The organism is Thermococcus sp. (assembly GCF_027011145.1).
GTDB lineage: Archaea > Methanobacteriota_B > Thermococci > Thermococcales > Thermococcaceae > Thermococcus.
Map to the genome: position 1 here is coordinate 1 of NZ_JALVAO010000013.1, position 3,190 is coordinate 3,190.

Genomic DNA, 3,190 nt, shown 5'->3' on the forward strand with positions numbered 1-3,190 from the left:
ACATACACGATTCTCGAAGCAATACGAAAGGAAAATCCGGAAGTCAGGTTTGTCCACATAAGCACCGACGAGGTCTATGGAGACATCTTGGAGGGTTCATTCACCGAAAAGGATGCGTTGATGCCCTCCTCTCCGTACTCCGCCACCAAAGCCGCGAGCGACGTTCTCGTCCTTGGCTGGACTAGGACCTACAACCTAAACGCATCCATAACGCGCTGTACAAACAACTACGGCCCCTATCAGTTCCCGGAGAAGCTTATCCCGAAGACCATAATCCGGGCCAGCATGGGGCTGAAAGTTCCTATTTACGGCACCGGCCAGAACGTGAGAGACTGGCTATACGTCGAAGACCATGTTAGGGCAATCGAGGGAGTTTTACTCAGGGACGAGCCAAGGGAAGTTTACAACATCTCTGCAGGAGAGGAGAAAACAAACATTGAAGTCGTTAAAACAATTCTCAAACTCCTCGGAAAGGACGAGTCGCTAATAGAGTTTGTTGAGGACAGGCCCGGGCACGATTTAAGGTACTCGCTCGATTCGTGGAAGATAACGAGGGATTTGAAGTGGAGGCCAAGGTACAGCTTCGAGGAAGGTATAGAGAAGACGGTCTGGTGGTATCTTGAAAACGAATGGTGGTGGAGGCCACTGGTAAACGAGAAGATTCTCCACCCAACACCGTGGAAGATAGGGTGGTAAAAATGCCGTTCGAGTTCAGACACCTTGAAATTCCAGATGTTATTCTAATCAAACCCCGTGTTTTTGAAGATGACAGGGGCTTTTTCATGGAAACTTACAAAAAACCGGATTTTGAGAAAGCTGGGATAAAAGAGGAATTTATTCAAGACAATTACTCTCGCTCGAAATACGGTGTTTTAAGGGGTCTCCACTTCCAGCGCGAGCCCTACGCTCAGGCCAAAATTGTTAGGGTCATACGAGGTGTTATCTACGATGTTGCCGTGGATTTAAGGAGGGACTCACCAACGTTTGGCAAGTACATAGGGGTCATAATCTCCGAGCACAACAAGTGGCAACTCTACATTCCAAAGGGCTTTGCCCATGGCTTTGTCGTGCTGAGTGACGTTGCCGAAGTAGTCTACAAAGTGGACAACGTCTACGCACCGGATTATGAGGGTGGAATAATCTGGAACGACCCGGAGATAGGTATAAACTGGCCCGTTGATAATCCGGTAGTCTCGGAAAAAGACAAGAAATGGCCGACACTAAAGGAGGCAGGTGAGAAAGGATGGGTGTTTTGATACACTACTGTCGCAAAACATTTTATAACGCTCTGATAAAAATACACTAGCGGTGATTGGATATGGGAAAAATCGCCATTGAGATCAACATCCCTGACGAGATCCTGAAGACAATTGACCTCAAGCGGCTGAAACGAATCGTTGAGAGGGAGATTGCTATAGAGTACAGTGTCCAGAAGCTTCACGGAAAGTTCAAGAACATGGATCTTAAAAAACTCCTAAGAGAGGTCGAAGAGGAATGGACCGTCTGACGGCCTTCATAGACACCAACATAATAATTGAGCACCTTGGAGGCAATATTGACCTCCTCGACTTAAGGGAGAGGTTTGACATCCTGTATTCTAACAGCATAGTGTTCAGTGAGGCGCTTATGGTGTACCTAAGAGCATTAACTGGCGAACGCCCGTATACACTCAAACACAACCCCTATATTATCAGGAACCTGAGGGAGGAGCTCCTGGACTTCTCAAGGCTTTTTGAACTTTTCCTTGATCTGGAGATAAACAGGGCTATTGAAACCCTTGCCGTTGAGTACCTGACAAAATACGGCCTGCTGCCGAATGATGCACTCATTCTCGCAACTTGTAAGTTCTACGACGTCAAGTATCTAATTTCGTTTGACAGCGATTTTGCCAATGCCTGTGAGAACGAAGGAATACATCTTCTCGACGATCCAGAGAAGATAACTATGCTTGGTGATGTCCCGTGAGGGTTGCGGTCATTGGCGCAAATGGTCAACTGGGAACGGATATAGTTGAAATACTTAAGGAGGATTCCTCTTTCGAGGTTATTCCCCTGACACACAAAGACTTAGACGTTACCATTCCAGAAACCCTGAAGGTGCTGAAAGAGCTAAAGCCAGATGTCATCATCAACACGGCTGCATATGTCAGAGTTGATGATGCTGAGCTTTATCCGATGAAGGCCTTTGCTGTCAATGCCATCGGCGCGCTGAACGTTGCCAGGATTTCCCGCGAAATTGGTGCAATTAACGTCTACATCAGCACGGACTATGTCTTTGACGGCGAGAAGGAAGAACCATATACTGAGGACGATGTTCCGAACCCGATAAACGTCTACGGAACCAGCAAGTACGCAGGAGAGATTTTCACAAGGAATTATTCCGATAAGTATTACATTATTAGAGTTGCAAGCCTGTACGGGAAGGCTGGAGCCAAGGGGAAGGGGGGTAACTTTGTAAATTGGATCATTGAAAGAGCAAGGCGAGATGAAGAGCTGAGGATAGTTGATGACCAGTTTATGAGCCCAACATACACCATGAACGTTGCAAAGACCCTGAAGGAGTTCTTAAAGCTGAAGCCGGAGTTCGGAGTTTACCACATGGTGAACAAGGGCTACTGCTCGTGGTATGAGTTTGCCAAGGCAGTATTTGAAATATTGGGCTGGGATGTCGAATTGAAGCCTATAAAACCGAGCGAGCTCAACAGGCTGGCGAGGAGGCCAAAGTTTTCGGCGCTTGAGAACAGGGAGCTCCATAAAATCGGACTCAAAATGCCAGGCTGGAGAGAAGGGCTGAAGGAATACCTAAATGAAAAAGGATGGCTATAATCGAGCAGAAGTTTGGCAAGTTGACGCGATAAATGAATCAAAAGAGGAAATCAATGAGTGATAAGAACGGGCTTTGGAAAAGACTTCAAGGGTCAGAGAGCTGGATTTTCAATAGCGTTATCATAGTTTTAGCGGCCCATAAGTTTTTTAGTTTCATTAGTTTCAAGAGTTATATTGATGAGTAAGTTTAGGTGACAATACACGCGGGGAGAACTTATGATCTCCGATGTAATCAAATGGGAGCTCAAAAACCTCAGGAGTCCACTCTACAGAAACTCAATCTACATTTCACTCTCATCGCTCACGACCGCACTCGCCGGTTTCGTCTTCTGGGCCGTGGCAACGAGGCTCTACCCTGCGGGGGA

Annotated in this window: 5 protein-coding genes; all 5 read left to right on the top strand. The window is 46.7% G+C overall.

All coding sequences use genetic code 11. The features are described 5' to 3' along the window. Window positions 1-696: GDP-mannose 4,6-dehydratase (locus tag MVG27_RS00980; RefSeq protein WP_297555928.1), on the top strand; the 696-nt coding region annotated here is incomplete at its 5' end. Window positions 697-698: 2 nt separating this feature from the next. Next, entirely contained in the window at window positions 699-1,256 is a 558-nt protein-coding gene (gene rfbC / locus MVG27_RS00985) for a dTDP-4-dehydrorhamnose 3,5-epimerase (RefSeq protein ID WP_297555930.1), read from the top strand. A gap of 62 nt (window positions 1,257-1,318) precedes the next feature. Continuing rightward, window positions 1,319-1,507: a hypothetical protein gene (locus MVG27_RS00990; protein WP_297555933.1), complete on the top strand. Its 189-nt coding sequence runs from the start codon at window positions 1,319-1,321 to the stop codon at window positions 1,505-1,507. Beyond that, complete coding sequence (locus MVG27_RS00995) at window positions 1,495-1,965, top strand: type II toxin-antitoxin system VapC family toxin (RefSeq protein WP_297555934.1); 471 nt, start codon at window positions 1,495-1,497, stop codon at window positions 1,963-1,965. Before MVG27_RS00990 ends, MVG27_RS00995 begins: the two co-directional genes overlap by 13 nt. Then, entirely contained in the window at window positions 1,962-2,825 is an 864-nt protein-coding gene (gene rfbD, locus MVG27_RS01000; RefSeq protein WP_297555936.1) for a dTDP-4-dehydrorhamnose reductase, read from the top strand. The genes MVG27_RS00995 and rfbD overlap by 4 nt, the downstream gene beginning before the upstream one ends. Window positions 2,826-3,190 lie beyond the last annotated feature (365 nt).

What these genes read in the sequence shown, in the direction of transcription:
- rfbC (WP_297555930.1), top strand. Translation starts at nt 699, where the DNA reads ATGCCGTTCGAGTTCAGACACCTTGAAATTCCAGATGTTATTCTAATC.
- MVG27_RS00990 (WP_297555933.1), top strand. Translation starts at nt 1,319, where the DNA reads ATGGGAAAAATCGCCATTGAGATCAACATCCCTGACGAGATCCTGAAG.
- MVG27_RS00995 (WP_297555934.1), top strand. Translation starts at nt 1,495, where the DNA reads ATGGACCGTCTGACGGCCTTCATAGACACCAACATAATAATTGAGCAC.